General features: G+C 70.6%; 15 protein-coding genes. 9 read left to right on the top strand and 6 right to left on the bottom strand.

The features are described from left to right. Positions 1–61: 61 nt before the first annotated feature. The gene (locus tag I2W78_RS19580; protein WP_196461582.1) at positions 62–514 is read right to left on the bottom strand and encodes an ATP-binding protein; all 453 of its coding nucleotides are present in this window, start codon (positions 512–514) and stop codon (positions 62–64) included. 268 nt (positions 515–782) lie between these two features. Here I2W78_RS19580 and I2W78_RS19575 point away from each other — a divergent pair, with 268 nt between their 5' ends. From I2W78_RS19575 to I2W78_RS19535, 9 genes are all read left to right on the top strand, one after another. Beyond that, the gene (locus tag I2W78_RS19575; RefSeq protein ID WP_196461581.1) at positions 783–1,598 is read left to right on the top strand and encodes a hypothetical protein; all 816 of its coding nucleotides are present in this window, start codon (positions 783–785) and stop codon (positions 1,596–1,598) included. Between the two features lie 170 nt (positions 1,599–1,768). Continuing rightward, complete coding sequence (locus tag I2W78_RS19570; RefSeq protein WP_196461580.1) at positions 1,769–2,521, top strand: YcnI family copper-binding membrane protein; 753 nt, start codon at positions 1,769–1,771, stop codon at positions 2,519–2,521. Positions 2,522–2,639: 118 nt separating this feature from the next. Further along, a complete protein-coding gene (locus tag I2W78_RS19565) occupies positions 2,640–3,293 on the top strand; it encodes an SCO family protein (RefSeq protein ID WP_196461579.1) in 654 nt (217 codons plus the stop codon). After that, on the top strand, positions 3,290–3,745 hold the full coding sequence (locus tag I2W78_RS19560) for a copper chaperone PCu(A)C (RefSeq protein WP_196461578.1): 456 nt from the start codon (positions 3,290–3,292) through the stop codon (positions 3,743–3,745). Before I2W78_RS19565 ends, I2W78_RS19560 begins: the two co-directional genes overlap by 4 nt. 13 nt (positions 3,746–3,758) lie before the next feature. Continuing rightward, on the top strand, positions 3,759–5,816 hold the full coding sequence (locus tag I2W78_RS19555; RefSeq protein ID WP_196461577.1) for a copper resistance CopC/CopD family protein: 2,058 nt from the start codon (positions 3,759–3,761) through the stop codon (positions 5,814–5,816). A 90-nt stretch (positions 5,817–5,906) separates the two neighbouring features. Further along, positions 5,907–7,157, top strand: a complete 1,251-nt coding sequence (gene efeB / locus I2W78_RS19550) for an iron uptake transporter deferrochelatase/peroxidase subunit (protein ID WP_196461576.1) — start codon at positions 5,907–5,909, stop codon at positions 7,155–7,157. A gap of 147 nt (positions 7,158–7,304) precedes the next feature. Next, entirely contained in the window at positions 7,305–8,237 is a 933-nt protein-coding gene (pheA, locus tag I2W78_RS19545) for a prephenate dehydratase (RefSeq protein ID WP_196461575.1), read from the top strand. A 605-nt stretch (positions 8,238–8,842) separates the two neighbouring features. Further along, the gene (gene serS / locus I2W78_RS19540) at positions 8,843–10,120 is read left to right on the top strand and encodes a serine--tRNA ligase (RefSeq protein WP_196461574.1); all 1,278 of its coding nucleotides are present in this window, start codon (positions 8,843–8,845) and stop codon (positions 10,118–10,120) included. Further along, entirely contained in the window at positions 10,117–10,935 is an 819-nt protein-coding gene (locus I2W78_RS19535) for an HAD family hydrolase (protein ID WP_196461573.1), read from the top strand. The genes serS and I2W78_RS19535 overlap by 4 nt, the downstream gene beginning before the upstream one ends. 420 nt (positions 10,936–11,355) lie before the next feature. Here the strand turns inward: I2W78_RS19535 and I2W78_RS19530 are convergent, their stop codons facing one another. The 5 genes from I2W78_RS19530 to I2W78_RS19510 form a co-directional block, all read right to left on the bottom strand. Further along, positions 11,356–11,595, bottom strand: a complete 240-nt coding sequence (locus tag I2W78_RS19530) for an SGM_3592 family protein (protein WP_196461572.1) — start codon at positions 11,593–11,595, stop codon at positions 11,356–11,358. A gap of 122 nt (positions 11,596–11,717) precedes the next feature. After that, complete coding sequence (locus I2W78_RS19525; protein WP_196461571.1) at positions 11,718–12,437, bottom strand: ABC transporter permease subunit; 720 nt, start codon at positions 12,435–12,437, stop codon at positions 11,718–11,720. 10 nt (positions 12,438–12,447) lie between these two features. Then, positions 12,448–13,359 carry an ABC transporter ATP-binding protein gene (locus tag I2W78_RS19520; protein ID WP_196461570.1) on the bottom strand — a complete coding sequence of 304 codons (912 nt, stop codon included), beginning with the start codon at positions 13,357–13,359 and terminating at the stop codon, positions 12,448–12,450. After that, positions 13,356–14,264: an ABC transporter permease gene (locus I2W78_RS19515; RefSeq protein WP_196461569.1), complete on the bottom strand. Its 909-nt coding sequence runs from the start codon at positions 14,262–14,264 to the stop codon at positions 13,356–13,358. The genes I2W78_RS19520 and I2W78_RS19515 overlap by 4 nt, the downstream gene beginning before the upstream one ends. Continuing rightward, positions 14,254–15,288, bottom strand: coding sequence for an ABC transporter ATP-binding protein (locus I2W78_RS19510; RefSeq protein WP_196461568.1), 1,035 nt, complete (start codon positions 15,286–15,288; stop codon positions 14,254–14,256). Before I2W78_RS19510 ends, I2W78_RS19515 begins: the two co-directional genes overlap by 11 nt. Positions 15,289–15,301 lie beyond the last annotated feature (13 nt).

Below are 15,301 nucleotides of genomic sequence, written 5' to 3'. Positions count from 1 at the left end.
CACCTGGTGAGGTGCCCGGCCTTTCACTTGCGCGCGGGCAGGGCGTCCAGGAACAGCGCCCTCAGGACGCCGTCATCAGCGGCGCGTCCTCTCTCCACTTGAGGATCTTGTCGAAGCTCACCACGGCTCCGTCCCGGCCGGGGTTGTTGCCGATGTGGACGTGGTCGGCGAGTTCCTCGATGAGGCACAGGCCGCGGCCGTGTTCGGCGTCGGTACGGGCGGGCAGCGGGCGCGGGTGCGGGCGGGCGAAGCCCGGACCGGAGTCGGTGACCTCGATGCGGCACTTCTCGCCGTCCAGGTAGGCGGTGACCCGGTACGCCCCCGAGGAGCGGCCGTGCGCGGCGTCCCCGCCGTGCTCCACGGCGTTCGCGCAGGCCTCGGTGAGGGCGACGGAGAGGTCGTACGAGACGTCGGGGTCGACACCCGCCGTCTCCATCGTGCCGAGCAGCAGGCGCCGGGCGAGCGGCACGCTCGCGGCCTCGCGCCGCAGATGGAGTGACCACCAGATGCTCATGCTCCAGCCTCCTGGCCGCGGCTCGACATACCGTTACGTATTACCGCGCGTACGCGTATGTAAGCGCGGATTCAACGTGATGCCGCCCATACGGGGGATGTGCTGAAGGTGGCGGACGGTGTATGTGGGACCTGAGTGTTCCAGACGGGTGACCGGCGGTAGCAGGGGCGCCGGGCAAGTCACAGCAAAATGGGGCCTTCTGGATCGTACGGAATCTTGCGGACCTGCCGTATGGCCGCGATAAGCCCAGTGCGATGATGACCCCGCCATGTCTGCCCCCCACCCGCGCACGGTGCGCCCCGGAGCCGGGCTCCGGATTCTGCGGGCCGCGGTCTTCGCCGCGGTCTGCGTCGTGCTGTCCGGGGCCGGGCACGCCATCGCCTCCTGCGCCGCGGTTCCGCTGTGGACGCTGGGCGCGGGGTTCCTGGGCGTGCTCGTGGTCGCCGCGCCGCTCGCCGGGCGGGAGCGCTCGCTGCCCGGGATCGCGGCGCTGCTGGCCGTCGGACAGACCGTCCTGCACACGCTGTTCGGGCTGGGGCAGCACGGTACGGCGGCGACCGACGCCGCGCAGCACGACGCCGCGCTGGTCGAGCAGGCCGCGCGGCTGGTGTGCGGGACCACAACGGCGGCACTCAGTCCGGTGCAGGCCCAGCGGATCCTCGTGGAGGCGCGGCTGTATCCGGGCGGCGCAGGCTCGGGCGCGCACGCCGTGCATCACCCTGCGGACGCCATGTCCACCGCCGCCGACTCCTCCGCCGCGCTGCTGCCCGCCCTGCCCATGCTGCTCGGTCACCTCCTCGCGGCGGTCGTCGCGGGCTGGCTGCTGCGCCGCGGTGATCTCGCCCTGCTGCGGATCGCCGAACTCTCGGCGCATTCGGTCGCGGAGGGGGCGCTCGTACGGTCCCTGCGCGCGGCGTTCGCGCTGGCGCGCGCCCTGCGTGCCGGGCTCCCGGGGGCCCCGGACGCCGGCCCGCGCTTGCGGCGCGCTTGCGCACGAGCGGTCACCGAGCCTCGTACCACCGCACTCCAGCACACCGTGATCCGGCGCGGACCGCCTGCCGCCGTGCTCGTTCTCGCCGCCTGACGCGACGCGCGCCGCCACTTCCTTCCGTGGGCCGCCGCCGTCGCGCGGCACGCGCGCGTACGGTTCCTTTGCCGGACCTCAAGATTTCGTGGGGCCCTCAACGGGCACCTCCACGCGCGCGTACCCCTCTTCACCAACGGAATCTCACTCGAAGTGGAGTGCTCATCGCCATGAAGGCTTCCCGTCTCGCCGCCGCCGGTGCCGTCGCCGTCTCGGCCGTCGTCGTCCTGTCCACCCCCTGCTTCGCGCACGTCACCGTGCAGCCCGAGGGCACGGCCGCCAAGGGCGGCTACGCGGTCGTCGACTTCAAGGTCCCCAACGAGCGCGACAACGCCTCGACCACCAAGCTGGAGGTCAGCTTCCCGACCGAGCACCCGCTGTCCTCGGTGATGCCGGAGCCGGTGCCGGGCTGGAAGGTCGAGGTCACCAAGTCCAAGCTGGACAAGCCGATCGAGTCGCACGGCCACCAGATCACCGAGGCGGTCAGCAAGGTCACCTGGACCTCCGACGGCAAGGGCATCGAGCCGGGCTACTTCCAGAAGTTCCCGGTCTCCGTGGGCGCGCTGCCCGAGGACGCCGACGAGCTCGTCTTCAAGGCGATCCAGACGTACTCCAACGACGAGGTCGTGCGCTGGATCGAGGTGCCGCAGGAGGGCCAGGAGGAGCCGGAGAACCCGGCGCCCGTGCTGGAGCTGTCCGCCGCCGAGGGCGACCACCACGGTTCGTCGGGGTCCGAGAAGCCCTCCGACGAGCCTTCTGACGACGCCTCGGCCGCCGCCGCCAACACCACCGCCGAGGCCGCCGAGCCGGCCGACAGCACCGACACCACCGCCCGCGTCCTCGGCGTCGTCGGCATCGTCGTCGGCGCGGCCGGTGTGGCGTACGGCGTCCTGGCCGGCCGTCGGCGCGACACCGCCGCCTGACGCATCCCGCTCCGACGGTGTGCGCCGGGGCGCACGCACCTGCCCTACGCCCCGTAAGGCATCTGTGTACGCCCCCGGCGCGCGCCGGGGACTAGTGAGACATCTGGGACATTTTTCTATGCGCAAGAAGACGTTCACGGCGGCCGCGCTGCTCGCCGCCGCCACCCTGACCCTGTCCGCCTGCGGCGGCGGGGGCGACGACGGCAACTCGCCCGTCTCCGTCGTCTCCGAGGACGCCGGCTCCCGCAAGGCGGCCACCGTCCTCGACCAGCCGTTCGAGAAGCCGGATCTGGTACTGACGGACACGAAGGGCGAGAAGTACGACCTCCGCAAGGAGACCGCGGGCAAGCCGACGCTGATCTACTTCGGCTACACCAACTGCCCCGACGTCTGCCCGCTGACGATGAACAACATCGCCGTCGCCAAGACCAAGCTGCCCAAGGCGCAGCAGGACGAGCTGCGGATCGTGTTCGTCACCACCGACCCCGACCGGGACACCCCGGCCGCGCTCGGCAAGTGGCTCAAGGGCATCGATCCCCAAGTCGTCGGCCTGACCGGCGACTTCGACACCATCCAGGCCGGCGCCCGCACGCTCGGCATCTCGATCGAGCCGCCGCACAAGGAGAAGGGCAAGATCGTCTCCACGCACGGCACGCAGGTCGTCGCGTTCTCACCGAAGACCGACGCGGGTTACGTCCTCTACGGCGAGGACGCCACCGTCGACGACTACATCAAGGACCTCCCCAAGCTCGTCAAGGGGGAGAAGCCGTGAGGCGTACGGCGGTGACGGCCGCCGCGCTGGCCGGGGCGCTGGCGCTCGCGGGGTGCGGCTCGAGCTCGGCGGCGGACTCGAAGGCGGACCTGTCCGTCAACGCCGCCTACATGCCGCAGCCCGTCTCGGACTCCATGGCGGCGGGCTTTCTGACCATCGCCAACAAGGGCGGTACGGAGGACGAGTTGACCTCCGTGACCAGCGACATCGGCGAGGTGACCGTGCACGAGACGGTGGACTCGGCGATGCAGGAGGTCAAGGAGCTCCCCGTGCCCGCGCACGGCGAACTCGTGCTCAAGAGCGGCGGAAACCATCTGATGTTCGAGCGGCTGAAGCGCAAGCCGAAGCAGGGCGAGACGGTCTCCGTCGAACTGCACTTCGCCGAGTCGGAGCCCGTCACGGTGGAGATGCCGGTGAAGTCCGCGACGTACACCCCGGATTCCGGGCACTGAGGGAGGGACCACCTTGACACCGACCATCGCTCCCCGCCTCCGAAGCCTGCTGCTGCTGCTCCTGGCCGCCGCCGGGCTGCTGCTCGGCAGCGCCGGGTCCGCCTCCGCGCACGCCGCGCTGACCGGCAGCGACCCCCAGCAGGGGGCGGTGGTCGACAAGGCCCCGGAGCAGGTCTCACTCACCTTCTCCGAGGCCGTCTCGCTCTCCGACGACTCGCTGAAGGTCCTCGACCCCAAGGGCGAGCGGGCCGACACCGGCGAGGCGAGCAGCGTCAGCGGGACGACGTACGCCGTGAACCTGCACTCGGGCCTGCCCGACGGCACGTACACGGTGGCCTACCAGGTGGTGTCCGCCGACAGCCATCCCGTCTCCGGCGCCTACACCTTCTCCATCGGCGCGCCCTCGTCGACCTCCGTCTCGGTGACGGAGCAGACGGCCGAGGGCGGGGTCGTCGGATGGCTGTACGGGTTCGGGCGGTACATGTCGTACGCCGGATTCATCGTGCTGGCGGGTGGGGCCGCGTTCGTGCTGGCCTGCTGGCCGCGCGGGGCGGGCGTGCGGGCCGTGCAGCGGCTTGTCGTCTCGGGGTGGGTGGCGCTCACGGCGGCGACGCTGGGGCTGCTGTTGCTGCGCGGCTCATACACGCGGTCCGGGGCGCTCGGCGACGTCTTCGACCTCGATCTGCTCGGGCAGGTGCTGCAGACCAAGACGGGGGCGGCGCTCGTGTCGCGGCTGCTGCTGCTCGCGGCGGCGGCGCTGTTCATCGCCGTGCTCTTCGGGGCGTACGAGAAACGGGACGACGACGAGAAGCGGGATCTGACGTTCGGGCTGGCGCTCGGCGGGGGTGTCGTGGCTGCGGGGATCGCCGCGACCTGGGCGATGGCCGAGCATGCGTCCACCGGGCTGCAGCCGGGGATCGCGATGCCGGTCGACGTCGTCCATCTGCTGGCGGTGGCGGCCTGGCTCGGTGGGCTGAGTGCCTTGCTGGTCTCGCTGTACCGGGCGCCGGCCGGGACTCCGCTCGAGGCGAGTGCGGTGCGGCGGTTCTCGCAGATCGCCTTCGGCAGCGTGATCGCGCTGGTCGTGACCGGCCTCTACCAGTCGTGGCGGCAGGTCGGCTCCTGGTCGGCGCTCACCGGGACGGGGTACGGGCAGTTGCTGCTGGTCAAGGTGGGGCTGGTGGTGCTGCTGGTCGGCGTTGCGCGGATTTCGCGGCGGTGGACCTCGCGGTTGGCGGACTCCGTGGTCGCTGGTGGGGCCGGGAAGCGGCGGGAGCGAGCCGAGGCCGGGGCGCGGGCGACTTCCAGTAGGGGCGCGAAGGGGGGCGGTCCCGGTTCCGGTGCCGGTGCCGGTGCCGGTGCCAGAGACTCCGAGGGGGCTGGTTCCGGGGACTCCAAGGGCGCTGGTTCCGGGGAGACCAAGGGGGCCGGTGCCGGGGAGACCAAGGGGGCCGGTGCCGGGGAGACCAAGGGGGCCGGTGCCGGGGACTCGAAGCGGGCCGCCCAGCTCGCGCGGCAGCGGGCCGCCGTGGACGTGGCCCGGCAGAAGCGGGAGCGGGACGCCGATCCGAACCGTTTCGGGCTGCGCCGCTCGGTGCTGGCCGAGGCGGGCGTCGCGGTGGTCCTGCTCGCGGTGACGACCGCTCTGACGTCCACCGAGCCGGGACGCACGGTGGAGGAGGCCGAGGCGGCCGCCGCGTCCTCGTCGTCGGCCGCGTCCTCGGCCGCCGGGGTGGTCACCCTGGACATGGCCTTCGACGCGGGCGGCGAGGACGGCAAGGGCGTCGTACGGGTCGACATCGACCCCGCGCGTGTCGGCGGCAACGAGATGCACGTCTACGTGCAGCGCCCCAACGGGCGGGCCTTCGACATCCCCGAGGTGAAGGTCGCCTTCACCCTGGAGTCCAAGAACATCGGGCCCCTGCCCGTCGTCCCCGACCACATCACCACCGGCCACTGGTCGGCGAGCGGAGTGCAGATCCCCATGGCGGGCGAGTGGGAGATCGCCGCGACCGTGCGGACCTCCGACATCGACCAGGTGACCGTCTCCAAGAACGCGCAGATCGGCTGAAACATCACCATGGCTGAGCACACGGCCGAGCAGACGGCTGACCAGTCCCTTCCGAAGTCCCGCAAGGGGCAGAAGCCTGAGAGGCCACCAATGGGGGCCGTTTCGGCAGACGCGCTCCCCAGGGAGGGTGTCTCGCGGCGGACGCTGCTCGGTACCGCCGGTGCGACCGGGCTGGTCCTGGGGGCGGCGGGCGGTGCCGTCGGGTATGCCGCCGCGCCCGCGCAGGCGGCGCCGCTCACCTCGCTGGGCGCCGATCAGGTGATGTTTCACGGGAAACATCAGCCCGGCATCACCACGCCGATGCAGGCGCGCGGCCACCTGATCGCCTTCGACCTGGCCGCCGGCGCTGGCCGCAAGGAGGCGGCCGCACTGCTGCGCCGCTGGTCGGAGACGGCCCGGCGGCTGATGGCGGGCGAGCCCGCGAGGGACGGCGACACTGATGTGGCGCGGGACGCCGGTCCGTCGTCGCTGACGATCACCTTCGGGTTCGGGCACAGCTTCTTCGGCCGTACGGGTCTGGAGAAGCAGCGCCCGGTCGCCCTCGATCCGCTGCCCGCCTTCTCCTCCGACCAGCTCGACAAGGCGCGTAGCAACGGCGACCTGTGGGTGCAGATCGGCGCGAACGACTCCCTGGTCGCGTTTCACGCCCTGCGCGCGATCCAGAAGGACGCGGGCAGCGCGGCCCGGGTCCGCTGGCAGATGAACGGCTTCAACCGGTCGCCGGGGGCCACGGCCCACCCCATGACGGCTCGCAACCTGATGGGCCAGGTTGACGGGACGCGGAACCCGAAGCCGACGGAGACCGACTTCGACCGGCGGATCTTCGTGCCGGAGTCCGGTGCGGCCGACCCGACGTGGATGGCGGGCGGCTCCTACGCCGTCGTACGCCGCATCCGCATGCTCCTCGACGACTGGGAGCGGCTCTCGCTCAAGGAGCAGGAGGACGTCATCGGGCGTCGCAAGTCCGACGGGGCGCCGCTGTCGGGCGGGTCCGAGACGACCGAGATGGACCTGGAGAAGACGGACTCCGAGGGCAACCTGGTGGTCCCGATCAACGCGCACGCGCGGATCAGCCGGCCCGACCAGAACGGGGGTGCGGCGATGCTGCGGCGCCCGTTCTCGTACCACGACGGTTTCGACGGGGCCGGGGTGCCGGACGCCGGGCTGCTGTTCATCTGCTGGCAGGCGGATCCGCTGCGGGGATTCGTGACCGTGCAGCGGAAGCTGGACCGGGGGGACGCGTTGTCGCCGTTCATCCGGCATGAGGCGAGCGGGCTGTTCGCCGTGCCGGGCGGGGCGGCGGACGGGGAGTATGTGGGGCAGCGGTTGCTGGAGGGGTGACTGGTGCCGCGGGGGCACTCCGAGCACTGGCCGCTCCTCGCACGGATCACTCCCTGGAAGGGCGCGGGGAAGGGGCGCGTTCACTCACGGGAGGGGCTCTCGTGAGACGCGTGAGCCGGGCGCCCGGGGGCCCATTAGGGTGAGGACATGCCAGCGAGCTATGCGTATCTCGGTCCCGAGGGCACCTTCACCGAAGTCGCTCTGCGTACGCTGCCGGAGGCGGCGACCCGCGAGCTGATCCCGTACGTGTCCGTGCAGTCAGCGCTGGACGCGGTGCGCTCGGGCGAGGCCGAGGCCGCCTTCGTGCCGATCGAGAACTCCGTCGAGGGCGGCATCACGACCACCCTCGACGAGCTGGTCGCGGGCGAGCCGCTGATGATCTACCGCGAGGTGCTGCTGTCGATCACCTTCGCGCTGCTGGTCAGGCCGGGCACCCAGCTGTCGGACATCAAGACGGTCTCCGCGCATCCGGCGGCCCAGCCGCAGGTGCGCAACTGGCTGAAGAAGCATCTCCCGGACGCGATCTGGGAGTCGGCCGCCTCGAACGCGGACGCCGCACGGCTCGTCCAGGAAGGCCAGTACGACGCCGCCTTCGCGGGCGAGTTCGCGGCCGCCCGGTACGGCCTGGTGGCCCTGGAGACCGGGATCCACGACGCGGAGAACGCGCAGACCCGGTTCGTCCTGGTCGGCCGACCCGCCCGGCCCGCCGCTCCGTCCGGCGCCGACAAGACGTCCGTCGTGCTGTGGCAGCGCGACGACCACCCCGGCGGCCTGCGTGACCTGCTGGGCGAGTTCGCCACCCGGGGCATCAACCTGATGCTGCTCCAGTCCCGGCCCACCGGCGCCGGCATCGGCAACTACTGCTTCTGCATCGACGCCGAGGGTCACATCTCCGACCGCCGGGTCGCCGAGGCGCTGATGGGGCTCAAGCGGATCTGCCTCCAGGTGCGCTACCTCGGCTCGTACCCCCGCGCGGACGCGAAGCCGGCGGATGTGCAGCCCCCGCTGCCCGGCACGTCGGACGACGAGTTCACGTCGGCGGCGGACTGGGTGGCCCGGTGCCAGGACGGCCGGTTCTAGCAAGTCAGCCGGTTCCGGCCAGTCAGCCGGTCCAGCCGGTCAGTCGGCCAGTCCCTCCAGCCTCACCAGTCCTACCTGCATATTTTCGTTATCCACAGGCGTTATCCACAGGTCCGCTTCTCGACCTGGGGACAAGTCGACAGTGGACCATGACCCTGTCGACAAATCGCCCTACAAGGCCTCGCGGCGTCCACCAGCCCGCAGGTCACCCTTCGTCCACTCTTTTCCTTCGGTCAACTCTTTGGAGCGATGCATTTCCACTCGAAAGTGGGCGTAAGGGAGGATTGCCATGGGAATCCAAAGATCCACTGGTGCGCTTCGGATTGATCAATTCCGAATCCACAGATCTTCCGCACACCCTGTGGATAACTCTTCGGAGGGTGTGGATTCCTGTGGACAACCGAGACCCCAAGTCCCGTTCTCCACAAGGAAATCCAGTCAACCGACCGCCCTTCGACTGCCCCGATCAAGGGATCGGGAAGATCTTTATTGACGAGGGCGGACGAGGGCACACAACAGCTGGCAATTACCGCATAACGGAACGTAAGCCGCGGCTTGGAATAGTGAGTCGTGGGCGCTCACCCCGCACCGGTAGCCTGGAGCGCGTGATTGACCTTCGCCTGCTCCGTGAAGACCCCGACCGAGTGCGCGCCTCGCAGCGCGCCCGTGGAGAGGACGTCGCGCTCGTCGACGCCCTCCTGTCTGCCGATGAGCGGCGCAGGTCGTCCGGCGTCCGCTTCGACGAGCTGCGCAACGAACAGAAGGGCCTCGGCAAGCTCATCGGCAAGGCCTCCGGCGACGAGAAGGCCGAGCTGCTGAAGAAGGCCGGCCAGCTCGCCGCCGACGTCAAGGCCGCCGACGCGGAGCGCGACGCGGCCGACGCCGAGACCCAGGAACTGCTCCTCAAGCTCGGCAACCTCGTCCACCCGGACGTCCCCGTCGGCGGCGAGGAGGACTTCGCCACGCTGGAGACGCACGGCACGATCCGTGACTTCGGCGCCGAGGGCTTCGAGCCGAAGGACCACCTGGAGCTCGGCCAGATCCTCGGCGCGATCGACGTCGAACGCGGCGCGAAGGTCTCGGGTTCGCGTTTCTACTTCCTCACGGGCGTCGGCGCCCTGCTGGAGCTGGCCCTGGTGAACGCCGCGATGGCGCAGGCCACGGCGGCCGGCTTCACCCCGATGCTCACCCCGGCGCTGGTCCGCCCGCAGTCGATGGCCGGCACCGGCTTCCTCGGCCAGGCCGCCCAGGACGTCTACCACCTCGCGAGCGACGACCTCTACCTGGTCGGCACGTCCGAGGTGCCGCTGGCCGCGTACCACATGGACGAGATCCTCGACGCCGCCAAACTCCCGCTGCGCTACGCGGGCTTCTCGCCCTGCTTCCGCCGCGAGGCCGGCTCGCACGGCAAGGACACGCGAGGCATCTTCCGCGTGCACCAGTTCGACAAGGTCGAGATGTTCTCGTACGTCGCTCCCGAGGACTCGCAGGCCGAGCACCAGCGCCTGCTGGAGTGGGAGAAGCAGTGGCTGACCTCGCTGGAGCTGCCGTTCCGTGTGATCGACGTGGCCTCCGGTGACCTGGGCGCCTCCGCCTCGCGCAAGTTCGACTGCGAGGCGTGGATCCCGACGCAGGGCAAGTACCGCGAGCTGACCTCGACCTCGGACTGCACCGAGTTCCAGTCCCGCCGTCTGTCGATCCGCGTCCGTGAGGGGAAGACCGTGCGGCCGTTGGCGACGCTGAACGGCACCCTGTGCGCCGTACCGCGCACGATCGTCGCGATCCTCGAGAACCACCAGCAGGCCGACGGCTCCGTGCGCGTGCCCGAGGTGCTGCGTCCGTATCTGGGCGGCCGGGAGGTCCTGGAGCCGGTGGCCAAGTGAGCGACACGGCTCCCGCCCCCGGTTTCCCCTACCGACTGATCGCCACCGACCTCGACGGCACGCTCCTGCGCTCCGACGAGTCGGTCTCGCGCCGCACCCGTGAGGCGCTCACCGCGGCCACCGCGGCGGGCGCCGCGCACATCGTCGTCACCGGACGCGCGGTCCCGTGGACCCGGCACATCCTCGACGACCTCGGCTACAGGGGTCTCGCCGTCTGCGGCCAGGGCGCACAGGTGTACGACGCCGGCGAGCACCGTCTACTGACGTCGGTGACCCTGGACCGGCAGCTGGCGGGGGTGGCCCTGGCCAAGATCGAGGCGGAGGTCGGCCCGCTGTATCTGGCGGCGAGCCGCGACGGCCTGGACGGCGAGGTGCTGGTCGGGCCGGGCTACGCGCTCCAGGGCGGGCTGCCCGCGACGCCCTTCACGGAGGCGTCGGACCTCTGGTCGGCGCCGCTGAACAAGATCTACATCCAGCACCCGACCCTGACCGACGACGAGCTCGCGGAGGTCGCCCAGCGCGCCGCGGGCGGTTTCGTCACCGTCACCATGGCGGGCCAGGGCATCGTCGAACTCCTCCCCCTCGGCCTGTCCAAGGCGACGGGGCTGTCGCTTGCGGCCCGGCGTCTGGGCGTGAAGGCCGCGGGCACCATCGCCTTCGGCGACATGCCCAACGACATCCCGATGTTCGCCTGGGCGGCCCGGGGTGTGGCGATGGCCAACGCCCACGAGGAACTGCGGGCGGTGGCCGACGAGGTGACCGCGTCCAACGAGGAGGACGGGATCGCGGTGGTGCTGGAGCGTCTGCTGGCATAGCTGCGGGCAGTCGTGCCGCTGGGGCGGCACGGGTGGGCGCAGCGGCACCTCGTGGCGCCGAGCAGCGCAACCAACCCGGCCACCCCAACGTGCGGTGCCTCTTCGACGAGGCCTACTGGTAACTCGGCCAAGCCAAAGCGGCAGCGACTGGGTGGGCGGCCCACGCGAGAGCGACATCGCGTGCTCGAAGCGGCCGCCCCGGGCAGCTCCCCGTATGGGGCGAGCTCGACGGAGCGGTGGCGACTACTCCGGAGTCCGCCGCGGGCTGCCCTGACGGGAGCTGGACGTACTGCCGTGCATGGACATCGTCCGGCTCCTCTCCCAGACAGTGGCGCCGGACCGGTCCGGCGTCGTGGACACAACCAGCATGCCGGTACGCCGAGTTGGGCGCCACTGATTAAAGAGGCTGCCGGAGCCCCGCTAACGTCGACGCCACCTCCGCCGGCGAACCTTGCTGAAGAACCAGCCCGCCGGCGGTTCGTCGGAGCGCCACGGCTGCGGTTCGGGCGCCTCGCGGCGCCACCGCGCGGCCAGCATCCGGGCGCGGGCGGACGGTTCGGCCGTACCGGCCCCGCGTATGAAGTCGTCGTCCAGGACCAGGCTTTCCCAGGCGTCGTCCCCGGAGTCCCCGGACTGTGCGCGGTCCTCGTGCTGCGACATTCTGCCTGCCTCCCGGTCCTGAAGTCGGTGCAATGCATCAGCTTTGCATCCGCTTTGCCCAGTGTGCCCGGACAGAGGTGAAGCGGATGTCAGGGCCGGGCCCTGTCAAGGGCCCGGCGCCCTCACTCCTCCCCGGCCAGCGTCAGCGACCGCAGCTTCTGCCCGGCGTACCAGGTGGCGAGCACGGTGACCGCGACCAGCAGCACCGCCGCCGTCGGCAGCCCGACGTCGGATGTCACCAGCTCACCGTTGCCGACCCTGTGGGCCACCGCCAGCGACCACTGCTGGACGCTGAGCGTGCGCGCCCCGGACACCAGGGAGCCGAACAGGGCCTCCCAGACCAGCGCGTAGACCAGGCCGAACACCACCGCGTGCCGGGACACCGTGCCGAGCAGCAGGAACAGCGCCGCGTACGCGATGGAGGCGACCAGCGCGGCCACCGTGTAGGCGACGGCGATCTGCTGGCTGTTGCCGTTCAGGATGAAGCCGGCGATCAGGGTGGGCACCGCCGAGAACACCATGGTCACCGCGATCGCCACGATCAGTTTGGTGAAGATGATCGTCGGCCGCTTCACCGGCTTGGACAGCAGATACACCACCGAGCCGTCGTCGATCTCCGGGCCGATCGCGCCCGTGCCGGCGATGACACCGATGATCGGCACCATCGTGGCGAGCGCGAGCCCGCCCAGCAGATCGGCGGCGGTCTGGTCGTCGGCGCCGGCGAGGCCGCGCACCACCACGGAGATCGCGATCAGCAGCAGCGGCAGCGCGCCGAGGATGAGGGCCCGGCGCCGGCCGAGCAGGGCCCGGTAGGTGAGCCGGGCGACTGTGGGGTCGTACATCTTCGGCCTCCTACGCCGTGACCAGGTACGAGAACACGGACTCGAGGGACTCGTCGGACGGCGAGACCGTCAGCAGACGGATGCCGTGGTCCCGGGCCACCTGCGGCAGCAGGGCGGTGAAGCGGCCGAAGTCGACGGCCTGGATACGCAACGCGCCCTCGGTGAGGTCCACTTCGATGCCGGACGTGGACGGGTCGGCGATCAGCGCGGCCGCGAGGGCGCGGTCGTCGCTGGAACGCACCAGGTAGCGGTGCGGCCGGTCGGTCATCAGGCGGCGGATCTTGCGGAAGTCACCGCTGGCCGCGTGCCGTCCGGCGACCACGACCTCGATGTGCCAGGCGAGTTGCTCGACCTCTTCGAGGATGTGCGAGGAGAACAGGACCGTACGGCCCTCGTCGCCCATCCGCCGCAGCAGGTCCATCAGCTGCATGCGCTGGCGCGGGTCCATGCCGTTGAAGGGCTCGTCCAGCAGGAGCAGCGAGGGGTCGTGGACCAGCGCGCTGGCCATCTTGACGCGCTGCCGCATGCCCTTGGAGTACGTGGCGATCTTGCGGTCCTGCGCGTACTCCATCTCGACCGTTGCGAGGGCCTTCTGGGCGGCCTTCGCGCCCAGGCCGTGCAACTCGGCGTTGGCGACGACGAATTCGCGGCCAGTGAGGAAGTCGTACATCGCCTCGCGCTCGGGGACGATGCCGATGTGCTGGTAGATCCGCTCGTTGCGCCAGACCTGCTGCCCGTCGAGCGTGACCGTGCCGGTCGAGGGGGCCAGGAAGCCGCCCATCATGTTGATCAGGGTGGACTTTCCGGCGCCGTTGGGGCCCAGCAGGCCGGTGACGCCGGGGCCGATCGTCATGGTGATGTCGTTGACGGCGACCACGTTGCCGAACCAGCGGGAGACGTGGTCGAGGGAGAGCGTGGTCACAGTCCCACCTTCTTGTAGCGGCGCATCAGCAGGCCGTAGCTCGCGGCGATGAGGCCCAGCGCGACGATGACGTAGACGACGCCCTCGGCGTTCGTCGGGCCGACCCCGCCGGGGAATGCCGATTGCGCGCCGAGGAAGGCGGACTGCACTCCGTCGATGAGGGTGATAGGCGAGAAGAGTCCGATCCAGGCGATGGAGTCCGAGGTGCCCTGCGCGTCCGCGATGGCCTGCAGGGTCGACACCGCGCCGTAGGAAATGGTCAGCACGGCGATCACGGCGGCGATGCCGAAGCCGCGGCGCGGGGTGACCGACGCGATGACCAGCCCGATGCCGGCGAAGAGCAGTGAGAGCAGTGCCACGGAGACGAGTCCCTGTGCGAATCCCTTGGTCTGGTCGGCGAAGTCGAGCTTGGCCAGCAGCGCGCCGACGTAGAGCACGAGCAGCGGGGCGGCGGTGAGGATGAACATCGCCGAGGCCAGCGCCGCGTACTTGGCGCGCACGTAGTCCGCGGTCTCGATGGGACGCGAGAAGTACAGCGGCACCGTCTTGAAGCGCAGGTCGCGTGAGACGGACTGGGGTGCCTGCGAGGCGATGTACAGGCTGATCACGGCCTGCATGATGATCGCGTAGCGCGTGTAGTCGACCGGCAGGTCGTTGGCCTTGGTGGCGACCGCGACGGCGACCATGATGGCCGCGGGTACGCACATCACCACGAACAGCAGCATCGGCAGCACCTTGGACTTCACCGAGCGGCCGAGGCCGTAGGCGCCGCGCAGGGACTGCGAGTAGAGGGAGCGGGTCGCGTAGGAGCGGCCCAGGCGCGGGCCGACGTACGTGCGGTAGCCGATGTTGTGGATACGGGTCTGGTCACCCGGCGCCGTGGGTACGGGCTGCTCAACCGCCATGGCGGACCGCCTCCTTCCGCTGCTCGTCGGTGCCGGTGGCCGTGTCTGTGGCCGTATCGGTGTCCGTGTCGGTCGTGAAGACCTCCGCGATCTGGTGCCGGCGCTGCTCCATGCGCACCAGGCCGAGACCGAGCTCGGCGACCGTGTCCCGGACCAGGTCGTAGGTCTCCTCGCCCTGCGCGGTGAGCAGCAGGACGTGGCCGGCGCCGGGCAGTCCGCTGCCGGCGGCGACGGTCACCCCGCGCGCGTGGAGCGCGTCGCGCACCGCGCGGGTGCCGTCCGGGTGCTCGTCGGTGTCGGTGACCTCGATGGCGAGGGTGGTCGTGGTCTGCGTGAAGTCCGTGGTGGAGCTGGAGCGCAGGAGCTTGCCGCCGTCGACCACGACCACGTGGTCGCAGGTGCGCTCCAACTCGCCCAGCAGATGCGAGGTGACCAGAACCGAGATGCCGAAGTCGGTGTAGACCCGGCGGATCAGGCCGAGCATCTCGTCCCGGCCGACCGGGTCGAGGCCGTTGGTCGGCTCGTCCAGGAAGACCAGCTGCGGGTCGTGGACGAGGGCCTGCGCCAGCTTGACGCGCTGCTTCATGCCGGTCGAGTAGCCACCGATGGGGCGGTAGCGCTCCTCGTACAGGCCGACGTGGCGCAGGGTGTCCGCGGTGCGCTCGCGCGCGGCGGCGGGCGGGAGGCCGGACATGCGCGCCATGTGGACGACGAACTCGGTGGCCGAGACGTCGGGCGGCAGACAGTCGTGCTCCGGCATGTATCCCACGCGCTCGCGGATGGCGGCGCCCTTGGTGGCGACATCGAGTCCGAGCACTTCGGCGCGGCCCTCGGTGGCGGGGGACAGACCCAGCAGGATCTTGATCAGTGTGGACTTGCCGGCTCCATTGGCTCCGACGAGTCCGGTCACACCGGGCCCGACGTCCACGGAGAGCCGGTCAAGCGCGGTCACCCGGGGGAACCGCTTGCTCAGGCTTTCGGTCGCGATCACAGTCACGTCTTCGACGGTAGTGATCCGCGCCATGCACGTCGTCAGA

This window comes from Streptomyces spinoverrucosus, from assembly GCF_015712165.1.
GTDB lineage: Bacteria > Actinomycetota > Actinomycetes > Streptomycetales > Streptomycetaceae > Streptomyces > Streptomyces spinoverrucosus_A.
This window is presented reverse-complemented; position numbering and strand designations above follow the sequence as displayed.